The sequence below is a fragment of the Streptomyces sp. NPDC057565 genome (assembly GCF_042801455.1).
Taxonomy (GTDB): domain Bacteria; phylum Actinomycetota; class Actinomycetes; order Streptomycetales; family Streptomycetaceae; genus Streptomyces; species Streptomyces yanii.
Genome location: NZ_JBHVFU010000009.1, coordinates 236,329 through 257,955 on the forward strand (window position 1 = coordinate 236,329; position 21,627 = coordinate 257,955).

At 71.5% G+C, this 21,627-nt stretch carries 17 protein-coding genes; 11 read left to right on the forward strand and 6 right to left on the reverse strand.

What is annotated here, in order from left to right:
- Positions 1–133: 133 nt before the first annotated feature.
- Together ACFU8W_RS20240 and ACFU8W_RS20245 are read right to left on the reverse strand one after the other, a co-directional pair.
- Positions 134–1,414, reverse strand: coding sequence for an LCP family protein (locus ACFU8W_RS20240; protein WP_384038871.1), 1,281 nt, complete (start codon positions 1,412–1,414; stop codon positions 134–136).
- 206 nt (positions 1,415–1,620) lie between these two features.
- Positions 1,621–2,373, reverse strand: coding sequence for a TIGR03089 family protein (locus ACFU8W_RS20245; RefSeq protein ID WP_384038874.1), 753 nt, complete (start codon positions 2,371–2,373; stop codon positions 1,621–1,623).
- 138 nt (positions 2,374–2,511) lie between these two features.
- Between ACFU8W_RS20245 and ACFU8W_RS20250 the strand changes: the two genes are divergently transcribed.
- From ACFU8W_RS20250 to ACFU8W_RS20260, 3 genes are all read left to right on the forward strand, one after another.
- Positions 2,512–3,858 (forward strand): peptidoglycan recognition protein, encoded by a 1,347-nt coding sequence (locus tag ACFU8W_RS20250; protein ID WP_384038875.1) that lies wholly within the window; start codon positions 2,512–2,514, stop codon positions 3,856–3,858.
- 114 nt (positions 3,859–3,972) lie between these two features.
- Positions 3,973–5,064, forward strand: coding sequence for a sugar phosphate nucleotidyltransferase (locus ACFU8W_RS20255; protein WP_384038877.1), 1,092 nt, complete (start codon positions 3,973–3,975; stop codon positions 5,062–5,064).
- 58 nt (positions 5,065–5,122) lie between these two features.
- Positions 5,123–6,121 carry a DNA-3-methyladenine glycosylase 2 family protein gene (locus ACFU8W_RS20260; RefSeq protein WP_345517784.1) on the forward strand — a complete coding sequence of 333 codons (999 nt, stop codon included), beginning with the start codon at positions 5,123–5,125 and terminating at the stop codon, positions 6,119–6,121.
- Between the two features lie 147 nt (positions 6,122–6,268).
- Here ACFU8W_RS20260 and ACFU8W_RS20265 read toward each other — a convergent pair whose 3' ends face one another.
- The 3 genes from ACFU8W_RS20265 to ACFU8W_RS20275 all read right to left on the reverse strand — a co-directional run bounded on the left by ACFU8W_RS20265 (position 6,269) and on the right by ACFU8W_RS20275 (position 9,149).
- Positions 6,269–7,591: a coenzyme F420-0:L-glutamate ligase gene (locus ACFU8W_RS20265; protein WP_384038880.1), complete on the reverse strand. Its 1,323-nt coding sequence runs from the start codon at positions 7,589–7,591 to the stop codon at positions 6,269–6,271.
- On the reverse strand, positions 7,588–8,544 hold the full coding sequence (cofD, locus tag ACFU8W_RS20270; RefSeq protein WP_384038883.1) for a 2-phospho-L-lactate transferase: 957 nt from the start codon (positions 8,542–8,544) through the stop codon (positions 7,588–7,590). The genes ACFU8W_RS20265 and cofD overlap by 4 nt, the downstream gene beginning before the upstream one ends.
- Positions 8,545–8,609: 65 nt before the next feature.
- Positions 8,610–9,149, reverse strand: a complete 540-nt coding sequence (locus ACFU8W_RS20275) for a cysteine dioxygenase (RefSeq protein WP_384038885.1) — start codon at positions 9,147–9,149, stop codon at positions 8,610–8,612.
- A 736-nt stretch (positions 9,150–9,885) separates the two neighbouring features.
- Between ACFU8W_RS20275 and ACFU8W_RS20280 the strand changes: the two genes are divergently transcribed.
- The 3 genes from ACFU8W_RS20280 (at position 9,886) to ACFU8W_RS20290 (ending at position 15,885) form a co-directional block, all read left to right on the forward strand.
- Positions 9,886–10,149: a WhiB family transcriptional regulator gene (locus tag ACFU8W_RS20280; protein WP_030927001.1), complete on the forward strand. Its 264-nt coding sequence runs from the start codon at positions 9,886–9,888 to the stop codon at positions 10,147–10,149.
- 349 nt (positions 10,150–10,498) lie between these two features.
- The gene (locus ACFU8W_RS20285) at positions 10,499–14,344 is read left to right on the forward strand and encodes a glycosyltransferase (protein ID WP_384038888.1); all 3,846 of its coding nucleotides are present in this window, start codon (positions 10,499–10,501) and stop codon (positions 14,342–14,344) included.
- Positions 14,341–15,885 carry a DUF5719 family protein gene (locus tag ACFU8W_RS20290; protein WP_384038891.1) on the forward strand — a complete coding sequence of 515 codons (1,545 nt, stop codon included), beginning with the start codon at positions 14,341–14,343 and terminating at the stop codon, positions 15,883–15,885. The genes ACFU8W_RS20285 and ACFU8W_RS20290 overlap by 4 nt, the downstream gene beginning before the upstream one ends.
- Before the next feature lie 162 nt (positions 15,886–16,047).
- Here the strand turns inward: ACFU8W_RS20290 and ACFU8W_RS20295 are convergent, their stop codons facing one another.
- Positions 16,048–16,491, reverse strand: coding sequence for a metallopeptidase family protein (locus tag ACFU8W_RS20295; RefSeq protein WP_384038894.1), 444 nt, complete (start codon positions 16,489–16,491; stop codon positions 16,048–16,050).
- 322 nt (positions 16,492–16,813) lie between these two features.
- Between ACFU8W_RS20295 and ACFU8W_RS20300 the strand changes: the two genes are divergently transcribed.
- The 5 genes from ACFU8W_RS20300 to manA all read left to right on the forward strand — a co-directional run bounded on the left by ACFU8W_RS20300 (position 16,814) and on the right by manA (position 21,569).
- A complete protein-coding gene (locus tag ACFU8W_RS20300) occupies positions 16,814–17,191 on the forward strand; it encodes a DUF3499 domain-containing protein (RefSeq protein ID WP_345517790.1) in 378 nt (125 codons plus the stop codon).
- 94 nt (positions 17,192–17,285) lie between these two features.
- Complete coding sequence (locus tag ACFU8W_RS20305; protein WP_384038898.1) at positions 17,286–18,650, forward strand: phosphomannomutase/phosphoglucomutase; 1,365 nt, start codon at positions 17,286–17,288, stop codon at positions 18,648–18,650.
- A 280-nt stretch (positions 18,651–18,930) separates the two neighbouring features.
- Positions 18,931–19,113: a Trm112 family protein gene (locus ACFU8W_RS20310; protein ID WP_266984966.1), complete on the forward strand. Its 183-nt coding sequence runs from the start codon at positions 18,931–18,933 to the stop codon at positions 19,111–19,113.
- A 99-nt stretch (positions 19,114–19,212) separates the two neighbouring features.
- On the forward strand, positions 19,213–20,349 hold the full coding sequence (locus ACFU8W_RS20315; RefSeq protein WP_345517792.1) for an SIS domain-containing protein: 1,137 nt from the start codon (positions 19,213–19,215) through the stop codon (positions 20,347–20,349).
- A 53-nt stretch (positions 20,350–20,402) separates the two neighbouring features.
- Positions 20,403–21,569 (forward strand): mannose-6-phosphate isomerase, class I, encoded by a 1,167-nt coding sequence (gene manA / locus ACFU8W_RS20320; protein WP_384038903.1) that lies wholly within the window; start codon positions 20,403–20,405, stop codon positions 21,567–21,569.
- The last annotated feature ends 58 nt before the right edge of the window (positions 21,570–21,627 follow it).

Consider the following 21,627-nt stretch of genomic DNA (forward strand, 5'->3'; position numbering starts at 1 on the left):
CGGTAGCACCGGATCGCGTCACACTATCCGCCAAGTTCGGCGTCGAGCGACGGGCGTGACAAATTCCACGGACCTTACAACCGGTCATTCTGCTCATTGCACTCCGATCGTCGACATCTCCTTGGCCATTGCTTTACTGCTTGCACAGGTCCGCGGCCGCGTTGTTGCCCGAATAGGTGGGTGTGGGGGTCGGGCTCGTGGAGTCCGAGGGGTCCCCGTTCCCGTCCTTCCTGCGTGCCAGTTCGTCCGCAGGGACCACCGTGACGGGGGTGTCCTGACGCAGCCGCTCGAAGAGCTTGGTCGCGTCCGGTTGGACGAGTTCGTCCCGGTTCGGGTCGGCGGCGTACGGCTGCCGTGGCACGGTCAGGAACTGCACCTTGTCGGTCGGCACGTTGCGCACGCCGCGCACCAGCGCGTACAGGTCCTTGAGGCTGTCCAGGCCGGGGTCAGTGGTCAGCGACTTGGTGGCCGCGTCCAGCACCGGATAGAGGCGGGTCGGGTTGAGCAGGACGCCGTCGCTCTGCATCTTGTTCACCAGTGCGCCGAGGAAACGTTGCTGGCGGTCCATCCGGTCGGTGTCGCTCCCGTTGCCGAGGGACTTGCGGGCCCGCACGTAGCCCAGCGCCTCCTCGCCGTCGAGTTTCTGGCGTCCCGCGCGCAGCTTCAGATGCGCGTCGGGGTCGTCGATCGGTTCCTTGAGGCAGACCTCGACACCGTCCACCGCGTCGACCATGTCCTTGAAGCCGTTGAAGTCGACGACCATGTAGTGGTCTATGCGGATGCCGGTCATCCGCTCGACCGTACGGATCGTGCAGGCAGTGCCGCCGAACTCGAAGGCCCAGTTGAACTGGGCGAATTGCTTACGGCTCCGCTTTCCGTCCGATGTGCGGCAGCTGGGGATGTCCGTCATCAGATCGCGCGGGAGGGACATCGCGGTGGCGCTCTTCCGGTCCGCGGGGAGATGCAGCAGGATTGTGGTGTCCGAGCGCTGGCTGCCGCCGTAGTCGCGGCCGTACTCCCGGTTGTCACCGGCGCGGCTGTCGGAGCCGATGATCAGGATGTTCTCCGCGTCGTGCACGACGGACGCGGGGCGTTCCTTCTCGTACGCGCGCAGTTCGGCGGCCACGGACGTGTCCGTCCTGATGTTGCTGTCGAGCTTCTTGTACAGCCACCAGCCGACGCCCGCGGCCACCAGGACGAAGAACGAGGCGGCGAGCGCGGCCCAGCGCAGCCAGCGGTGCCTGCGCCGGGCGGGCGCCGCGTCGTCCCACCACCGCACTCGGGAGGCTTCCCCGTCCGGCCCGTCCTGCGAGTTGTCCTGAGGCCCGTCCTGCGACCCGCCCCTCGACGCGGCCTCGTCCTTGTCCGCGGCCGAGCGGTCGGGGTCCGGCGGCGTGCCGGCGCTTTCGGTCACGTCTGCGTCCATCCTTCACGTTCGGCAGCGCGCTGGGCCGCCGGTCGCAGGAGTAGACGGCTGAACCTCACGCTTGGTTGTGCCTCGGTCGGGGGCGTCCGGTCATGATCCGCCGGACCTGTACCGCCGATGATGTACCGGAGTTGATCCGCAGGCCCGGGGGCTCGGCCCGCTGTCGGCCGGACGAGTGGCCCTCAGGGCGCTTGTCATGCTGCGGTGTTGGTGACCCGCTCACTCTCGATGCGCTTGGCGAGCCCGTCCTCGTCCAGCCGGTCCAGGTGCCGGCACAGCACCACCGAGCCCCCGGTGGCCAGCGGTGCGTACAGCCCGGCGCTGAGCCCTTCCCAGGTGTCGTAGGTGTGCCCCGTCAGCAGCCGCGACCCGGGCGTCAGACCCCGCTCCGCACCGTCCTCGCGGGCGCGCGCGACCAGTTGCGCCGACGTCAGCGTGACACCGTCGACGGTCAGCGCGGGCGCGTCCGGGTCCACCGGTGCGAACGGCGCGAACCGGTCACCCTGGCTCGGTACCTCCACGACATAGTCCGCGAAGCCCTCGGGTGGCTGGGGGAACCGTCCGCCCAGTGGACGCAGGGCCAGAGCGATGCGCTCGCCGCGGCAGGCGCGCGCCGCGTCGAGCGTGTCCGGACCGGTCACGACGAGGTCGGCGGCGGCGGGGTCACCCTGCACATCGGCGACGACTCCGACCGAGGAACAGGCGAGCAGCCAGACCGCGGACTGCCAGTGCGCGGGCAGCAGGAGGGCGAGCCGGTCGCCGGGTTCCGCGGCCAGGTCGCCCTGCAGCAGATTGGCTGTCTTGGCCACCCAATTGGCGAAGGTGGCCACCGACAGTTCGACCCGTTCTCCGGTGGCGTCGTCGTAGAAAGTGACCATGGGGCGGGCCGGGTCCGCGGCGAGCGCGGAACGCAGCAGGTCGGCAGGGGTACGGTCGCTGGCGTTCATCCGCGCAAGGGTACGCGGCGGCGCCGGACGGGACCGGGCGCCACAGGTGTCGCATACACCGGTTCGGCAGACGGATCGTCAATTGGGCGGAGATATCCCGGTAGCCGGAGTTGTTGGATTGTGCCCAGGATCGTTCGTATGCGTGCCTTCATTGCATCCGCCATTGGTGTCACCTGCGCGGCAGCCCTCGTACTGCCGCTCGCCGCGCCCGCGGGCGCCGCCCCCGACACCACCGTCACCGCAAAGACCGAGACCGCCGACCCCACCGAGGTGTCCGGGTCGACCCAGTCCCTGCCACTTGCTCCGCTGCCCGCCGCGTCGACGCGGACGACCGGCGCCCCCACCGAGGGGGCCGCCACCGCCGAACGAGGCCTGCCCCGACGCGACGTCCGCCCCTTCTCCCTGGTCGGTGTCGTCTGGAACGACGCCGACGTGGAACTCAACGGCACCGTCCAGGTCCGCACTCGCGCCACCGGCACCACCCACTGGTCGGACTGGCAGGAGCTGGAGACCCACAACGCCGAGCACGGCGCCGACCCCGGCACCGCCGAGCGCGACTCCGGGACCGTCCGCGGCTCCACCGCTCCGCTCTGGGTCGGCGACTCCGACGGCGTCGAGGTCCGGGTAAGCCCTGAAGTGACCGACGTACGGGACGGGGGCAGCGGCGCCAGCGTCCCGCTGCCCGACGGACTGCGGCTCGAACTCGTCGACCCGGGCAAGGACCCTCAACAACGCCCCGCAGCCGGCCCGGGAGCCGCAGCCGACGGCGGGGACAGTCGCGCCCCGTCCTCCGAAGCCCTGGTTCTCCCCGCGCTGAGCAAGGCGCAGACCGAGGCGGAGAGCGAGGCCGAGGACGACGTCGCCCCCGGCGCCAAGCCGTACATCGGCCCCCGCCCGAGCATCATCACCCGCAAGGGCTGGGGCGCCGACGAGAAGCTCCGCGAGAGCGCCTTCGTGTACACGAAGTCCGTCAAGGCCGCCTTCATCCACCACACCGCCACGGGCAACAGCTACACGTGTTCGCAAGCGGCCTCGGTCCTTCGCGGTATCTACCGCTACCACGTCACGAGCAGTGGCTGGCGCGACATCGGCTACAACTTCGCCGTCGACAAGTGCGGAAATATCTACGAAGGACGCGCCGGAGGCGTGACGAAGGCCGTCCAGGGCGCGCACACTCTCGGTTTCAACGCCGACAGCATGGGCATTGCGGTGCTCGGAACCTTCACCACGTCCAAGCCGCCCACCGCGGTGGTGGACGCCGTCGCCAAGCTCACCGCCTGGAAGCTCGGCCTGTTCGGCGCCGACCCCAGTGGCAGCACCACACTCGTCTCCGGCGGCGGCAACCGGTTCAAGAAGGGAGCGAAGGTCACGCTCAAGGTCATCTCCGGTCATCGGGACGGCTTCGTCACCGAATGTCCGGGAGCACGCCTCTACGAGAAGCTCGGCACGGCCCGGACCAGCTCCGCCCGACTGCAAGGCCGCTGACGACCCACCGCTGCGGTCTGCTGCGGGGCTGCCGGACGGTGATGAACCCGACCGGTCTGCATAAACTGGCCAGCCAAAACCAGGCCCGGCCCCAGCAGGAAGCAGAGACGTGCCGTGACAGAGGCAAAAGAAGCGATTCTCCTGGTCGGTGGCAAGGGCACCCGGCTGCGCCCGCTCACGGTGCACACTCCGAAGCCCATGGTTCCGGCGGCAGGTGTCCCGTTCCTCATGCACCAACTGGCGCGGGCGCGGGCCGCCGGGGTCGAGCACATCGTGCTCGCGACCTCGTACCTGGCGGAGGTCTTCGAACCGTACTTCGGCGACGGCTCGTCGCTCGGCCTGCACATCGAGTACGTCACCGAACGCGAACCGCTCGGCACCGGCGGAGCCATCCGCAACGTGGCATCCCGTCTCACCTCGGGCCCGGACGAGCCCGTGCTCATCTTCAACGGCGACATCCTCACCGGCCTCGACATCCGGGCGCTGGTCACCTCGCACGCCACCTCCGGCGCGGATGTCTCGCTCCACCTCACCCGGGTCGAGGACCCCCGCGCCTTCGGACTCGTACCGACGGACTCCACGGGCAGGGTCACCGCGTTCCTGGAGAAGCCGCAGACGCCCGAGGAGATCGTCACCGACCAGATCAACGCGGGGGCGTACATCTTCCGCCGCTCGGTCATCGACACGATCCCGGCCGGCCGACCGGTTTCCGTGGAACGCGAGACCTTCCCCGGACTGCTCGCCTCCGGCGCGCACCTCCAGGGCATGGTCGACTCCACGTACTGGCTGGACCTCGGCACGCCGCAGGCATTCGTACGCGGCTCCGCCGACCTGGTCCTCGGCCGCGCCCCGTCCCCGGCCGTCCCCGGCCGATGCGGCGACCGGCTCGTCCTGCCGACCGCATCCGTCGCCGCCGACGCCAAACTCACCGGCGGTACGGTCATCTGCGAGGACGCCCGGATCGGCGAGGCCGCCCGGATCGACGGCTCCGCGGTACTGGCCGGAGCGGTCGTCGAACCCGGCGCCGTGATCACGGACTCCCTGGTCGGAGCCGGTGCGCGGATCGGCAGCCGTACGGTCCTGGTGGGCGCTGTCATCGGCGACGGTGCCCACGTCGGCGCCGACAACGAACTGCGTGACGGCGTCCGCGTCTGGTGCGGTGCGGTCCTGCCGGACGCGTCGGTCCGTTTCTCGTCGGACGAATGACGGGCGCGCTGCGGCGCGTACGCTCGATAGGCACCCCCGACGACCGAGGACCTCACCCGTGGCCGGACGATTCGCTCCCCGCAACGCCCCGCGCACGCCCGTCCCACGCCAGGTGCCGACCGGTCCGGCACCGGAGGCGCTGACCCGGGACTGGACCCCGCCGGGCCCGCTCGACCTGCGCCTCGTCCTCGGCCCGCTGCGCCGCGGCCCCGCCGACCCCACGTTCCGCATCGCCCGGGACGGCTCGGTCTGGCGGGCCACCCGCACCCCGGCAGGCCCCGGCACGCTCCACATCATCGACCGGGGCGGCCGGATCGAGGCGACGGCCTGGGGCCCCGGCGCGTCCTGGCTGCTGGACCAGCTCCCGACCCTGCTCGGCGCGGAGGACGACCCGGAAGCATTCCGCCCCCGCCACCGCCTGGTCGCAGCGGCCCGGCACCGCCGCCCCGGACTGCGCCTGCTGCGTACCGGTCTGGTGCTGGAGTCGCTGATCCCGTCGATCCTGGAACAGAAGGTCACCACCGACGAGGCCTACCGCGCCTGGCGCCTCCTGGTCCGTACGTACGGCACTCCGGCTCCCGGTCCGGCAGCGACCCTCTTCGGCACGCACGGCCTGCACGTCATGCCGGACCCGCGCACCTGGTCGCTGATCCCGTCCTGGGAATGGCACCGCGCCGGCGTCGACGCCAAGCGCTCGGCCACGATCCTGCGCGCGGTACGAGTCGCCCGCCGCCTGGAGGAGGCGGCGACAATGCCCCTCGCCGAGGCGACTGCCCGCTTGGAACTGATTCCCGGCATCGGCCCCTGGACCTCGGCGGAAACCCTCCAACGAGCCAACGGCGCCCCCGACGCGGTGACCGTGGGCGACCTCCACCTCCCCGGCATCATCGGGCACGCCCTGGCAGGCAACAGAAACGCCGACGACGCGGAAATGCTGACGCTCCTGACCCCCTACGAGGGCCAGCGCCACCGAGCCACACGCCTCATCCTGCTCTCGGGCCACACCCCGTCCCGCAGAGCTCCGCGCATGACAAGGGGCGACATCGCCCGCCTCTGATACGTCCTCAAACACCCGACGCGGCCTCGCAGTCCACGATCAGCCGTGTCGCCTTCGAGCCCGTCCGGCGATCGAGGACGAATGAGCCCCAAAGTCGCCCCCGGGTCCCGGAAAGGGGCGGGTGGGAGAAACCCACCCCGGCCCACCTCACCGCACCGCGACGAACGCCTCCGCACCCCGCTCCGCCCGGGCCACCGGCGCAACCGCCGGACGTCCGACCGCCACCGCACCCAACGGATCCCACTCCGCCGGCAGGTCCAGCACCTCACGCACCACATCGCGGCAGAACATCGTCGACGACACCCACGCCGAACCGAGCTGCTCACCGGCCAGCGCCACCAGGAAGTTCTGGACGCCCGCCCCCGCCGCGACCACGAACATCTCGCGCTCCGCAGCATCCCGCCGCGCGTCCCCGTATCCATGGGCGCCATCCATCACCAGGCACGGCACCGCCAGATACGGCGCCCGGCGCAGCACATCGCCCCGCCGTACCCGCTTGGCGATCGACTCCTCGCTCTTGCCGTCGCGGCGCAGATCCGCGATCCACGCATCCCGCATCGCGTCGAGCAGCCGGATCCGCGACTCCTCGGACTCCAGGAGTACGAACCGCCACGGTGTCGTGTGATGCGGCGCCGGCGCCGTCACCGCCGCGGCCACGGCGCGCCGTACCGCCGCCGGGTCCACCGGCTCGTCCGTGAACTCCCGGACCGTACGCCGCAGCGTCACCGCTTCCCGTACCGCCTCGGACGTCCCGAGCCGGAACATGTCCTCGGCGGCGACCCGCACCATCGCCCGGGCCCCCACTTCCGCGTCCGCCGGGTCCACCACATGCGAGAGCCCCCGCACGATCGCGACCGGCAACCCCTCCGCCTTGCCCTTGACCAGGTCACCGGCCGAGGCGAGCTCGTCCGCGGTGGCGACCACGGTGGCGCTCAGCGGATTGCCGTGCGCATCCGTCCCGCCCCGCAGATCGTCCAGCACCCGGACTCCGGACGCCCCGATGGCGACGTCGGTCAGCCCGTTGCGCCACGGCCGCCCGAAGGTGTCCGTGATCAGGACCCCGACCTCGACGCCGAGGGTGTCCCGCAGCCCGTCCCGGATCGTCCGCGCGGAGGCGTCCGGGTCCTCGGGGAGCAGCAGCACCGTCCCGGCGGGGGTGTTCGAGGCGTCGACCCCGGCCGCTGCCATGACCAGGCCCTGCCGGTTCTCGACGATCCGCAGCGTGCCGCGGCGCGCCACCACCCGTACGGTCTCGGCGTCGATCGCCGCCTCCCGATCGGTGGCTTCGGCGATCCGGCCCTCCGCCTTGGAGACGATCTTCGAGGTGACGAGCAGGACGTCACCGTCGACCAGCCCCGGCTCGGTGGCGGCGATCAGCTTCGCGAGGTTGTCACCGGCCCGTACCTCGGGCATCCCGGGAAGTGCCCACACCCGGTACGAGGGGGCCTCACCGGCAGCCGCGCCGCTCACGCCCGTACCTCCTCGGCCAGCGCCAGCGCCTGCCTCGCCATCTCGGCGGTTGCGTCCACGTCGGTCATCATCAGCGGCACGGCGCGGCAGCGGATGCCCGCGGCCTCCACCTCGTCGACCGTGCCGGCGTCCACCGTGTCGACGAGCCAGCCGTCGAGCAGCCCGGAGCCGTAGTGCCGGGCGACGGCGGCCGCCGTGGACTCCACGCCGACCGCGGCGAGCACCTTGTCCGCCATGCCGCGTACCGGCGCGTCCCCGACGATGGGGGAGAGGCCGACGACCGGCACCCCGGCCTCGGCGATCGCCTCCCGGATCCCGGGCACGGCGAGGATGGTGCCGACCGAGACGACGGGGTTGGACGGCGGGAAGAGGATGACATCGGCGTCGGCGATGGCCTCCAGGACCCCGGGCGCCGGCTTCGCCTGCTCGGCACCGACGGGCACGATCGCCTGCGCCTGGACCGAGGCGCGCAGCTTCACCCAGTACTCCTGGAAGTGGATCGCCTTTCGTTCGCCGTCGATGTCGACGGCGACATGCGTCTCGATCCGGTCGTCGGACATCGGAAGCAGCCGGACCCCGGGCCTCCAGCGTGCGCAGAGCGCTTCGGTGACGGCGCTCAGCGGGTAGCCGGCGCCCAGCATCTGCGTACGGACGATGTGGGTCGCGAAGTCACGGTCGCCGAGCCCGAACCATTCGGGTCCCACGCCGTACGCCGCGAGTTCCTCCTTGACGTGGAAGCTCTCGTCGGTACGGCCCCAGCCCTGCTCCTCGTTGATGCCCCCGCCGAGGGTGTACATCACGGTGTCGAGGTCGGGGCAGACCTTGAGCCCGAACAGATGGATGTCGTCACCGGTGTTGCCGATCACCGTGATGTCCGCGTCGGGCGCGGCCTGCTTGAGGCCACGCAGAAAACGAGCACCACCGATACCGCCGGCCAGAACCACAATGCGCATGCCGACCAGTCTGTCAGGCGCAGCCTGATCGTTGTCGGGGTGGTGGTGGGCGACGGGTGGGACTGTCAGACGTGTACGGCGTCGGCAGTTGCCGAGGCGCAGGATGCCGCGTGCATGGGCATCTCGGTCAGCCCCGGGTAGTAGATGTGCAGGCTGACGGCCGGTTCGAGGGAGTCGTTGACCACTTCGTGGACGTATCCGGGCGCGAACACGCGCTGCGCGCCGGAGTCCAGCGACCGCATGCCGCGCTCCGTACGCTCGGTCAATTCGCCTTCCAGGACGGTCAGTACGCCGGAAGACCGCCCGTGGTCGTGCAGCCCGCTGCCCTGACCGGGAACCCAGCTGAGCAGCCACACCTCGTAACCGAGTGGGGTCTCCCCTGCTCGAGCTGAGTCGAGAGCTGGGGGAACGGCGCGGAGCCGGTGGTACCAGCGCGTGGTCGCGTCGTACTGGACGAGCGGCGCCCACTGCGAGCGGTCGGCGGCGATGCTGCGGGCGAGCCCGACGAACTCGGCCACCGTGGAGGGGTGCTGGCGGGCGGGCCGGAGGAGGTGCTGGACCTCAAGGATGTCGCCGGCGATCTGGAGGTCGCTGTTGCTGTTCATGGGTGCGGTGGTTCCTCGGCAAGTGAGTGCAGGGCAAGAGTGCAGATGCAGAGATCCAGGGGTGTCGCGAGGACCGAGGACCGGGGAGGGACCGGGCAGCCGTCGCCGAGAAGCCGTTCGACGGGGTGGTCCGGAGAAGGGTCGAGGTCCGGAGAAGAGCTGCGACTAGCTGGAGCGCGAAGGCCTCAACAGCTGAGACAGCTGGAACAGCAACAGCGAGCCTGGACAGCGGTGCGGAACCCACGGAGGTGGGTCACGCGCATCACGGAGGTCGCTGGCATGACAGCAAGGGAACCGAGCAAAGCTCCCGTTGTCAACCTGATGCCCGATTTGGCGGTAATGATTCACCTCATCCGGTTACTCCGGCCGGGGAAAGGTTTGTGCACCCGCCGCGCCGGAGATGTGGCGCAACAACGGCGCCCCCAAACGTCGCAGCGACCTCGTGACCCGACTGTGATCTTGATCGCTTCGGTGATCGAATCGAAACATGGCCACCTTCTCGGGAGTCTCACTCCGTGAGGGACGGGGGTGCGGTGAAGTCCGTGGCATATGTCAGTTTTTTTGGTGATTTGAACACTTTCTGCATAGGCTTGGTTCCGCAGAGTGAATACGGGACTCAATAGCAGATCTCCGCTTGACTGGCTCGTATCCACACACTTGTAATTTCACTCGTGTCGTTCGGCCGAATCGATAACGGCCGCATCACGGGGACGCATGAGACAGACGAGGGGCGCACATGACCGAGCTGTTCCAGCAACTGCTGGTCGAGGACGCGGACGAGGAACTCGGCTGGCAGGAGCGCGCACTGTGCGCCCAGACCGATCCCGAGTCCTTCTTCCCCGAGAAGGGCGGATCGACCCGCGAGGCCAAGAAGGTCTGCCTCGCCTGTGAAGTCCGGTCCGAGTGCCTTGAGTACGCCCTTTCCAATGACGAGCGGTTCGGTATCTGGGGCGGCCTTTCCGAACGCGAGCGACGACGCCTGAAGAAGGCCGCAGTCTGACCGCGAGACCGGCGAAGCGACAGACCGACGGATTCACTGGAACCCCCGGCCGCCGGAGCGCCAACGACCACGCTCCGGACCTCGGCGGCGACGGCCCGCCGCCTGCACCCTGCCCGCAGGCGGCGGGCCGTCGCCGCGTCCGCACCCCCTCGTACCGCTGCCGGCGCGGCCGCTCCGCCCTTCGCCCTCCGGGCGCCCCCGTTAGACCGCTCGGCGCCACCCCGGTCGTCCGTACCGTTAGTGTGGGGCTCCGTCCGAGACGCGCCAACGCCCCGACGGAGCGCGCGTGTACACCGATGCAGCCCCCGGGGGGACGCCCCCCGGACCCGGCCGGAGGGCCCGTACCTCGATGTCCGTGCACAGCCAATCGACGGCGCCGTACGCGGCCGCCGCCGCCCCAGAGTTCCCCCGGCACGTCGTCACCGCCGTGCTCGTCGCCCACGACGGCGCGCGCTGGCTGCCCACCGTGCTGGCCGGGCTGCTCGGGCAGGAACGTCCCGTACAGCAGGTCGTCGCCGCCGACACCGGCTCCGCCGACGACTCCGCGCGGCTGGTCACCGAGGCGCTCGGCGCCGAGCGCGTCCTGCACCTCGCACGCCGTACGAGCTTCGGTACGGCTGTCGACGAGGCGGTCCGCACGGTCGGTGAACTCACCCCGGACGACCTGCCGTACCTGAAGCGCCCCAGCGGCTGGGACCCGGTCACCAGGAGCTGGCGCGACGACGCGTACGACCTGCCCGAACTGCCGCACGGCGAACCGGTGCAGTGGCTCTGGCTGCTCCACGACGACTGCGCACCCGAGCCCGACGCGCTCGCCGAGCTGCTGCGCGTCGTCGAGACCGACCACCACGCCGCGATCGTCGGCCCCAAACTCCGTGGCTGGTACGACCGCAAGCAGCTCCTCGAAGTCGGCGTCTCCATCGCCAACAGCGGACGCCGCTGGACCGGACTCGACCGCCGCGAGCAGGACCAGGGCCAGCACGACCAGGTCCGTACCGTACTCTCCGTCTCCTCCGCCGGCATGCTGATCCGCCGTGACATCTGGGAGGAACTCGGCGGGTTCGACCGCAGGCTCCCGCTGATGCGTGACGACGTCGATCTCTGCTGGCGCGCCCACGCCGCGGGACACCGGGTCCTCGTCGCCCCCGACGCCGTCCTGCGGCATGCCGAGGCGGCCGCCCGGGAACGCCGCCCCATCGACTGCGCCGGACGCTCCGTCGCCTCGCCTCACCGTGTCGACAAGGCGGGCGCCGTCTACACGATGCTCGTCAACGCCCGCGGCAAGCAACTGCCCTGGGTGCTGCTCCGGCTCATGCTCGGCACCCTGCTCCGCACCCTCGCCTATCTGGTCGGCAAGGTGCCCGGCCAGGCACTCGACGAGGTCGCCGGACTCTTCGGCACCCTGCTGCGCCCCGGCAGGATCTTCACCGCCCGCCGCAGGCGCGGCAAGGGCGTCGTGGACGCGGCCGAGCTGCGCGGCCTCTTCCCGCCGCCCGGTGCGACCGTGCGCGCCACCGTCGAGCAGGTCGCCGGAAACTTCGGCAGCGGATCCGACGCCGATTCCGGCGGCTCACGGCACGGCGCCGTCGAGTCCGGACCAGGCGGTGACGACGCCGACTTCCTGGAGATCGAACAGTTCGCCCGGCTGAAGCGGATCGGCCGCAAGCCCGGCCCCGTCCTCTTCGCCGTCCTGCTCCTGGTCTCCCTCGTCGCCTGCCGCAGCCTCCTCGGCGGCGGCGCACTGGCGGGCGGCGCCCTGCTGCCCGCACCCGCGGATGTCTCCGACCTGTGGGGGCGGTACGCGGACGGCTGGCATCCGGTCGGCACCGGTGGCACCCAGACCGCACCGCCCTACCTCGCCGTGATCTCCGCCCTGTCCGCGCTGTTCCTCGGCTCGACCGGCTTCGCGCTCACGCTGCTGCTCGTCTGCTCCGTCCCGCTCGCCGGACTCACCGCGTACTTCGTGTCCCGCCCGCTGCTCGAATCACGACTGCTGCGGGCCTGGGCGAGCATCGCGTACGCCTTCCTGCCCGCCGCGACCGGCGCCCTCGCGACCGGCCGCCTCGGCACCGCCGTACTGGCGATTCTGCTTCCGCTGATCACCCGCGCCGCCGTCTCCGCAAGCGGGATGCGTGGTCATGGGGACACCCGCGGCAGCTGGCGCGCCACCTGGGCGTACACCCTGCTCCTCACCCTCGCGATGGCCTTCACGCCCATCGTCTGGCCGCTCGCTGTCGTCCTCGGCATCGGCGTCCTCGTACTGCGCCGCCACGACATCGCCGCCTACGGGCTCCGCTTCCTCGCCACGATCGGCACCCCGCTGCTGGTCCTCGCCCCGTGGTCGCTGTCGCTGCTCAGCAGCCCCTCGTCGTTCCTGAACGAGGCGGGCCTGGACGTCGGTACGGGTACGGCCTCCGCACTCGACCTGCTCGGGATCAGCCCCGGCGGCCCGAAGGCCGCGGGCGGCGTGCTGCTGCTCGGCATCGTGCTCGCGGCGCTTGCCGCGCTGCTGCGCGGGGAGCGGCAGTTCGCGATCCGTGCCGCCTGGGCCGTCGCGCTCGTCGCCCTGGTCTTCGCCGGGATCGCCAACGGCTCCGGCTGGGCCGGGCCCGCCACCCTCGTCTACGGCATCGCGCTGATCGCCGCCGCGCTCGTCGGCGCGGACGGTGCCCGAGTAAGGGTCGCCGAGCTCAGCTTCGGCTGGCGCCAGCCCGTCGCCGCCCTGATCGCCCTCGCCGCGGTGCTGGCTCCCGCGCTGGCCGCCGCCGGCTGGATGATCGGTGGCGCCGCGGGCCCGCTGGAGCGTCGTGACCCGGTGCAGGTCCCCGCGTTCGTCGCGGAGGAGAGCGGCACCCGCGATCAGCCGCGCACCCTGGTCCTCGGCGGCAGTTCGCCCGCCTCTGTCTCGTACACCCTGGTCCGCGGCTCCGGCGCGCGGCTCGGTGACGCGGAGCTGGCCGAGTCGGGCGGCTCCAACAGTCACCTGGACAAGGTGGTCGCCAACCTGGTCGCGGGCTCGGGCGCCGACCAGGGCAGCCAGCTCAGCGGCTTCGCGATCCGTTACGTACTTGTACGGGACGGCGCGCCGCGCGAGATGAGCCGGGTGCTCGACGCGACTCCGGGTCTGAGCCGGCTGAGCCAGCTCGACGGCAGCGCGCTGTGGCGCGTGGACCGTCAGGTCGCCCGCATCATGATCATTCCGTCCGGCGGCGACGGCGAGCAGCTGCCCGTCGGCTCGCAGCCGGTCGAGGCGCACTCCAGGATTCCCGCGGGCGGCTCCGGCCGCATCCTGCGGATCGCCGATGCCGCGGACCCCGGCTGGACGGCCACGCTGAACGGCCGGGACCTGACCGCCAAGACCGTGGACGGCTGGGCACAGGGCTTCGAGTTGCCCGCCGAGGGCGGCACGCTGGACCTCACGTACGAGACGCCGGTCACCCACACCGCGTGGATCTGGGCCCAGGCCGCGCTCGGCGTGGTTCTGCTGGTCCTGGCTCTGCCGGGCCGCCGCCGGGAGATCGACGACGACCTGCCCGAGGCGGACCTGACGGTTCCGGCGGAGCCGGTCGCAGGCGAGGGACGCCGGGCGCGCAGGCTGCGCGCCGCAGCAGAGGCGGAGGCGGCGTCCGAGGGCGTCGAGCCGACGCCGGACGAGGCAGGGCAGGACATCCCCGCGCAGCGGTCGACCGACCCGTACGCCGAGCGGTCCGAAGCGCAGGACCCGTACGGTGACCAGTCCGCGGCACAGGACCCGTACGTCCAGCCGGACGACGACGGCCCGTACGCCCCCGTACCGCAGCAACAGCAGTACGGCGAGTGGGACACCCAGCAGTACCAGGGCGCCGACTACCCGCAGTACCAGGGCGAGCACCAGCAGGCCGCCGCCGATGCCTACCAGCAGGGCACCGCCCCGGCGTACGACCCGTACGGCTACCCGCAGCAGCAGTACGACCAGAACCAGGGCCAGTACAACCAGGCACAGGGTCAGTACGACCAGGCACAGGGTCAGTACGACCAGAGCCAGGATGCGTACGACCAGGGCCAGTACAACCAGTACGCCCCGCAGCCCCCGTACGACCCACAGGCCCCCTACACCGCACAGGGCCCGTACGACCCGCAGAACCCCGACGAGAACCCCGCCCCGGCCCGGAACCCGTGGCCGACCGGTAACGCATCGCGAGGCGAGTCCGAGTGAAGTCCACCAGCCTGTCCCTCATCGCGGGCACCGTAGCCCTCGCTGCCGTCACCGGGTTCGCCGCGCTCACCGCGCCGGGCGAGGCGGACGCGGGCGAGGCGAAAGCCGCCGCACGGCTGCCGGTGGAGCGGTCCAGTCTGCTCTGCCCGGCGCCCGGCCTCTCGGACCTCGCGGAGACGACGTACACGTCCTTCACCCCCGCGGCCGGCAGCGGCGGAACGGCAGGCGCCGCCGACCTGATGCCGTCCGTCTCCACCACGGCGGACGCGGGCGACGACACCAGCGCCGAGAAGGACGGCGAGAAGGACGGGAAGAAGGAAGAGAGCAAGAAGGCGGAATCCGGCAAGCCGGTCGTCTCCCTCAAGAAGCCCGGCATGCCGGCCACCGCCGAGGCGTCCGGCTCCGACGCCCCCGCCCTGGTCGGCACCGCCACCGGCGAGCTGGCCCCCGGCTGGACCACGCAGCAGACCACCACGGTCAGCGCGGGCGCCACCCGCGGCCTGCTCGGGGTCAGCTGCACCGGCCCCGACACGAACTTCTGGTTCCCGGCCGCCAGCACGGCGAAGTCCCGCGAGGACTACGTCCACCTCACCAACCCGGACGACACGGCCGCGGTGGCCGACATCGAGTTGTACGGGCCGGACGGCTCGCTCAAGTCCGATGTGGGGGAGGGCATCACGGTCCCGGCCAGGTCCAGCGTTCCGGTCCTGATCTCCACCCTGACCAGCGAGGCGGCCGACGACGTGACGGTCCACGTCACCACGCGTACCGGCCGGGTCGGCGCCGTCGTCAGGGCAGCGGGTGACGAGACCGGCAGCGACTGGCTCGCCGCCTCCGTCGACCCGACGGGCACCCTCGTTCTTCCCGGCATCCCGGCGGACGCCACGGACGTCCGGCTGGTGGCCTTCGCCCCCGGCGAGGACGACGCCGATCTGAAGGTGCAGCTGCTGGGCAAGAACGGTGCGATCTCACCGGCCGGACACGAGGACCTTCACATCAAGTCGAACATGACCGCAGGCGTCGACCTGAAGGACGTCACCAGGGGTGAAGCGGGCTCCCTGCTGCTGACCCCGGCGGAGAGCGGACGGGCCACTCCGGTGGTGGCGGCGCTGCGCGTGGTCCGCGGCACCGGCGACAAGCGGGAGGTCGCGTACATCCCGGCGACCGGGCCGGTGGGCGCACAGGCCACCGTGGCCGACAACCGGGCGAAGGGCTCGACCCTTTCCCTCACCGCTCCGGGCGCCACCGGGAAGGTGAAGGTCACGGCCTCGGCGGGCAGCGAGGGCGGCGAACAGGCCGTCCAGACGTACACGGTCAAGGCCGGTACGACGATCGCCGTCACCCCGCCGGTACCGGCCGGGCTGAAGGGCAGCTACGCGCTGACGATCGAGACGGAGTCGGGCGGTCCGGTGCATGCCGCGCGCACCCTGTCCCTTCCGGAGGGCGGCATCCCGATGTTCACGGTGCAGACGCTGCCGGACGACGGCGGAACGGTCGAGGTACCCAACGCCGAGCAGGACCTCTCGGTTCTGGACGGCTGAGCAACGGGTTCGGGGCGGGCCGAGGCCTGTCCGCCCCGAACCCCCAGGGCCTCTGGTCGGATCATGCGGGACTCGCGGGACCGGCAACCTGACCCGGACGGCAGGACCTGGTCACGCACCGGACGACGCTCGACATGGGGCAAACACGGCCGGACACACGCCCTAGTCCTGCCCGTAGCGCGGATCCACTGACTCCGGTGACAGTCCGAGCAACTCCGCGACCTGCTCTACCACGACCTCGTGCACCAGCAGCGCACGCTCGTCGCGGTTCTTGGTACGGATCTCGACGGGGCGCCGGTAGATGACGATCTGCGCGGGCCGGTCCTTCTCCGCGGACACCGCACGTCCCAGCGGTACGGTCTCCTCCTGCGGCCCCGGCACGTCGAGGACCATGAAGTCGACATCGGCCAGCTGAGGCCAGCGCCGCTCCAGCCGCTCCACCGAGTCCTGTACGAGATCACGGAAGTTCTCCGCCCTGGTGGCCGAGAGCGGCACCTGGGGCGGCGCGACGGGTCCGCGCATGCCGCGGCCATGGCGGTCACGACGGCGCGCTCGCGGCTCGGACCGCGGCTCGGAGGGGTGGGGCGGCGGTACAGGACTGTCCATCACCGACGCAGCGTAACCCTCTGTGGGGCAGCCGGATCGCCCGTCATCGACAGCACAGCGGCATGTCCGCACTTGAACATTCCGGCCAAGCTTGAGCCCGTTTCAGGCCCGGTCCGCGACCGCCGATCTCCTACGTATTGACAGCTTATGTACCGAGTGGTGACCGAAATCGTTGCCGTTGCGACCTGTGCTTCCCTCCTCCCGCGCAGGTCAGGCCAGTTGCCCGAAAGGCGGTTGTGCCGGAGGTCACAGTGCGACACGGCGGGGTGACCTGAGGGAGAGTCGTCGCAGCCCGCTCAAGAGTGCGGTACCGTCCAACATCGTGAGCCCTGTACGTCGCTGTTCGCGCACCGCGTGCGGCCGCCCTGCCGTCGCGACACTGACGTACGTCTATGCCGACTCGACTGCGGTCCTCGGCCCGCTCGCCACCTATGCCGAGCCCCACTGCTACGACCTCTGTGCCGAGCACAGTGAGCGACTGACCGCGCCACGCGGCTGGGAAGTCGTCCGGCTCACCGATCCCTCCGCGCCCACGCGCCCCAGCGGTGACGACCTCGAAGCGCTCGCCAACGCCGTGCGGGAAGCCGCGCGTCCGCACGACCGCGCGGCGGAGGCCAGAGGCGGCGGCTCGCACGCCGCGGACCCGATGGAGGTCACGCGCCGCGGTCACCTGCGGGTCCTGCGCTCACCCGACTCCTGAAGCGGTCGACCACCGAACGACCGCGTCCCCCCGAGGGCCCGCGGGCCGGCCGGGTAGTTTGGGCGGTCCGCAGAAATCTCAGGAGGACCGGCCCGTGGCTGCTGATCTGTCGCAGATCGTGAAGGCGTACGACGTGCGCGGAGTCGTGCCCGACCAGTGGGACGAATCGCTGGCCGAGCAGTTCGGGGCGGCGTTCGTCGAGGTGACGGACGCGGAGGCGGTCGTGATCGGCCACGACATGCGCCCGTCCTCGCCCGGCCTCTCGGCGGCGTTCGCGCGCGGCGCGGCGGCACGGGGTGCGGACGTCACCCTCATCGGTCTGTGCTCGACCGACCAGTTGTACTTCGCCTCCGGCAGCCTCGGCCTGCCCGGTGCGATGTTCACGGCCTCGCACAACCCGGCGCAGTACAACGGAATCAAGCTGTGCCGGGCCGGCGCCGCGCCGGTCGGTCAGGACACCGGGCTCGCGGAGATCCGCGCCCTGATCGAGAAGTGGGCCGAACAGGGCGTACCGCAGCCGGTCGCCACCCCCGGCACCGTCACGGACCGCGACACCCTCACCGACTACGCGGCCCACCTGCGGTCCCTGGTCGACCTGACGGCCGTCCGCCCGCTGAAGGTCGTGGTCGACGCGGGCAACGGCATGGGCGGTCACACCGTCCCCACCGTCTTCGGGGGACTCCCGCTCGACGTCGTCCCCATGTACTTCGAACTGGACGGCACGTTCCCCAACCACGAGGCCAACCCCCTCGACCCGAAGAACCTCGTCGACCTCCAGGCCCGGGTGCTGGCCGAAGGCGCCGACCTGGGCCTCGCCTTCGACGGCGACGCGGACCGCTGCTTCGTCGTCGACGAACACGGCGCGGGCGTCTCCCCGTCCGCGATCACCGCACTGGTCGCGGCGCGTGAGCTCGCCCGCCACGGGGGCAAGGGCACCGTGATCCACAACCTGATCACGTCATGGTCGGTCCCCGAGGTGGTCCGCGAACACGGCGGCACCCCCGTCCGTACCCGCGTCGGCCACTCCTTCATCAAGGCGGAGATGGCCGAACACGGCGCGATCTTCGGCGGCGAACACTCCGCGCACTACTACTTCCGCGACTTCTGGAACGCCGACACGGGCATGCTCGCCGCCCTCCACGTCCTGGCCGCCCTGGGCGGCCAGCCGGGCCCGCTCTCCGAACTGGTCGCCCAGTACGACCGCTACACCGGCTCCGGAGAGATCAACTCCACGGTCGACGACCAGCCGGCCCGCACGGCGCTGGTACGCGCATCCTTCGAGGCGCGTGAGGGTATCGCGCTCGACGAACTGGACGGCCTGACGGTCACGGCACCGGACTGGTGGTTCAACCTCCGGGCCTCCAACACGGAACCCCTCCTGCGCCTGAACGTCGAGGCACGCGACGAGGGGACGATGAAGGCGGTACGCGACGAGGTCCTGGCCCTGGTCCGCGCGTAGGACCACTCCCGGCCCTCATGGGCGAGCCTCTGGTCCGTCCGGCGTCCGAGAAGCGGACGGGGGCCGGGACGGAGCATCGGTTCCGGGAAGGGGCGAGCCCGTCGCAGGCGCACCACCCGTGGGCCCCGGCCCGCACCGCAACCCCACGCACACCACATCGCCCCACCCGCCCCACCGGCTCCGGGCCGGGCCGCGCCTCCGCCACCCCGGCGGTAGGCTGACGACGCCTGATCCGCGTGAACCGAACACACACGTTCGAATGCTCGAAGGGACCCACCCCATGCCGCTCGAAGCCGGCCTCCTGGAGATCCTCGCCTGCCCGGCCTGCCACTTCCCGCTGGACGACCGCACGGCAGCCGACAGCCCCGAGCTGGTCTGCACCGGCACGGACTGCGGCCTGGCCTACCCGGTGCGGGACGGCATTCCCGTCCTCCTCGTCGACGAGGCCCGCCGCCCCGCGTAACAGCGAGTCACGGGACCGCCGCCACCCACCGCACCGGCGACCCCGCCCCGTACACCGCAGACCTCACGCTGAGCAGCACGTGATCGGAGGCCCGTCCCCATGCTCGACGAGTCGTTGCTCGACGCCCCGGAAGCACTGGCCCGAGCCGACCGCCGCGGTCTGCTCCGTGGCGCCGCCGAGGCCGGGGCGCGCGTCCGTACCGCCGCCCGGCACGCCGCGGAGGCCGGGATCACCGAACTGACCCCGGAGGGCCGCCCCCGCGCCGTCATGGTCGCCGGCTCCGGCACCGCCGCATTCGGCGTCGCCGACCTGATCGCCGCACTGGCGGGCGCCTCGGCCCCCGTCACCCGTATCCCCCCTTCCGGCGTCGCACCCGCCGCGGGCGCGATGCGCTGGACGCTCCCCGGCTGGGCCGGCTCCGTCGACCTGCTGCTGATCGCCACGGCCGACGGCACCGAACCGGGCCTCGCCCTCCTCGCCGAACAGGCGTACCGGCGCGGCTGCACGGTTGTCGCCGTCGCCCCGCACGGGTCCCCGCTGCGCGAGGCGGTCGACGGGGTGCACGGACTCGTCGTACCGATGGCGTCCGCCCCGCACGGCGAGTACGACGCCGAGACCTCGGCCGCGGGCCCCGGCACGCTCTGGGCCCTGTTCACGCCGCTGCTCGCCCTGCTCGACCGGGTCGGCCTGGTCACGGCAACCCCCGAGGCGCTGCAGAGCGTCGCCGACCGTCTCGACCGCACCGCCGAACGCTGCGGACCGGCCATTGCCACGTACAGCAACCCGGCCAAGACCCTCGCTGCCGAACTCGCCGACAGCCTGCCCCTCATCTGGACGGAGGGCGACGCCGCAGGACCTGTCGGGCGACGCTTCGCCGCCGTCCTCGCCGAACTGTCCGGCCGCCCGGCCATCTCCGCCGAACTCCCCGAGGCGCTCCCCGCCCACGGGGCACTGCTGGCGGGCGCCTTCGCCGCCGGAGCCGACCCCGACGACTTCTTCCGCGACCGGGTCGACGAGACCGAGCCCCTGCACGCCCGGGTCGTCCTGCTCCGGGACCGGCCCACCGGCGGCCTGAGCGCCGCCCCGGCCGCCCGCGAACTCGCCCTCGGCCACGACACGGCGATCAGTGAACTCGAACCGGAGGAGGGCACGGCGCTCGAAGCCCTCGCCGAACTCCTCGCAGTCACCGACTTCGCCGCGGTCTACCTGTCCCTGGCGTCGGCAGCTCACCCCTGAACCGCTCCACCACATCGCACGATCCCCGCATCTCACGAGGACGAAAAATCTCCATGGACCGGCTCTCCAACACCGTGCGCCCTTATGCCTGGGGCTCCACCACCGCCATCCCCGAACTGCTCGGCGTCGCTCCCACCGGCGAGCCCCAGGCCGAGATGTGGATGGGCGCCCATCCCGGAGCCCCCTCCCGCCTCACCCGTACCGCAGGCACCGAGCAGCCCCTCACCGACATCATCGCCGCCGACCCCGAGCGCGAACTGGGCCCGGCCACCGTCGAGAAGTTCGGCCCCCGCCTCCCCTTCCTCCTCAAGCTGCTCGCCGCGGGCGCTCCCCTCTCCCTCCAGGTCCACCCCGACCTCACGCAGGCCAAGAAGGGGTACGAGGACGAGGAGCGCCGGTCCGTCCCGATCGACGCACCCCACCGCACGTACAAGGACGCCAACCACAAGCCCGAACTGATCTGCGCGCTCACTCCCTTCGAAGGTCTCTGCGGCTTCCGCCGGCCCACCGAGGCCGCCGAGGCGATGGCGGCGCTCGGCGTCGACTCCCTCAAGCCGTACGTCGATCTGCTCGGAGCCCACCCCGAAGAGGCGGCGCTCCGCGAAGTGCTCACGGCGATCCTCACCGCCGACCCCGCGGAGATGGCGGAGACGGTCACCGAGGCGGCGGCCGCCGCCGAACGCCTCGGCGGCGCCCACGCCCCGTACGCCCGCATCGCACACCACTTCCCCGGCGACCCGGGTGTCATCGCTGCGATGCTGCTGAACCACGTACAACTCCAGCCCGGTGAAGCCCTGTTCCTCGGCGCCGGCGTCCCGCACGCCTACCTCGGCGGCCTCGGTGTCGAAATCATGGCCAACTCGGACAATGTGCTGCGCTGCGGACTGACACCCAAGCACATCGACGTTCCCGAACTCCTCGACATCGTCCGCTTCGAGGCGACCGACCCCGGCATCCTGCGCCCCGAGGCGTCTCCCTCCGGCGAGGAGCTGTACGAGACCCCGGTCGACGAATTCCGGCTGTCGCGCTACGACCTCTCGCCAGGCGCCGCCCCCGTGGACCTGACCAGGTCCGCCCCGCAGATCCTGCTCTGCACCGCCGGTGCGCCCCGCGTCGGCACGCTCGACCTCGCCCCCGGCGGCTCGGTCTTCGTGCCGTCGGACGAATCGGTCGAAGCGTCCGGTACCGGCACACTGTTCCGTGCCACAGTGGTGGCCTGACGTACCGTCCGAATCAGCGGCTGCAACAATGTCCGGCCGTACCGCGGCGCCAGGGCCG